Source organism: Pseudoalteromonas sp. SR45-5, assembly GCF_014163565.1.
GTDB lineage: Bacteria > Pseudomonadota > Gammaproteobacteria > Enterobacterales > Alteromonadaceae > Pseudoalteromonas > Pseudoalteromonas distincta.
Genome location: NZ_JACJDN010000973.1, coordinates 1 through 904, shown reverse-complemented (window position 1 = coordinate 904; position 904 = coordinate 1). Strand labels below are relative to the sequence as shown.

General features: G+C 38.9%; 1 protein-coding gene. It reads left to right on the top strand.

The features are described from left to right. Nucleotides 1–216 precede the first annotated feature (216 nt). The coding region (locus H5072_RS20435) for a sodium:alanine symporter family protein (protein WP_182694633.1) at nt 217–904 on the top strand (688 nt) is incomplete at its 3' end.

Genomic DNA, 904 nt, shown 5'->3' with positions numbered 1-904 from the left:
CATTTAAATACTACAGATGTAGTGCCTTTCGCCAAGCGTGTAATTATATATTTTGAAAATTAAGTGTTAACAAAGTTAGGTTACTTAAGTTAAGATTAATTAAATCATGAGTCGGGACGGGAGAGGTAAAACCTTATTTCGTAAAGCTTATGTAGCGTAGTAGCTAAAGCAGAGTCTCGTAATTAAAAATAATAAATATAACTATAGAGGATATCCATGGAAGCTTTTGTAAGTGCTGTTAATGATGTTGTTTGGAGTAATGCACTCATCTATTTATGCCTAGGCGCAGGCTTGTTTTATTCAGTATTAACTCGATTTGCTCAAGTTAGACATTTTAAAGAAATGTGTAAGTTATTATTTAGTCCTAACACGTCTGATAAAGGTATTTCATCTTTTCAAGCCCTTGCAGTATCGTTGTCTGGACGAGTAGGCGTTGGTAATATCGCTGGCGTTGCTGCCGCTATCGGCTTTGGTGGGCCAGGCGCAATTTTTTGGATGTGGGTTGTTGCATTTTTAGGTGCAAGCACTGCATACGCAGAGTCTACTTTAGGCCAAATTTATAAAACAGAAGAAGATGGGCAATACCGTGGTGGCCCAGCGTACTATTTTGACCGTTGTTTAGGGCAAAAGTGGCTAGCTGTTTTATTTGCTGTTTCGGCGATTATTGCCTGTGGTGTTTTTCTACCTGGTGTACAAGCAAATGCAGTAGGTAATGCGTTTACCCAAGTGTTTGGCAGTGGCAACATGGTTACTACTAGCTTTGGTGACGTAGGTAGCTTTAAGTTAGTCGCTTTAGCAATCATCCTTATTGTTTTAGCGTTTATTATTTTTGGCGGTATAAAGCGTATTGCAAACTTTACGCAAGTAGTAGTGCCATTTATGGCACTGGGTTACATAGTACTGG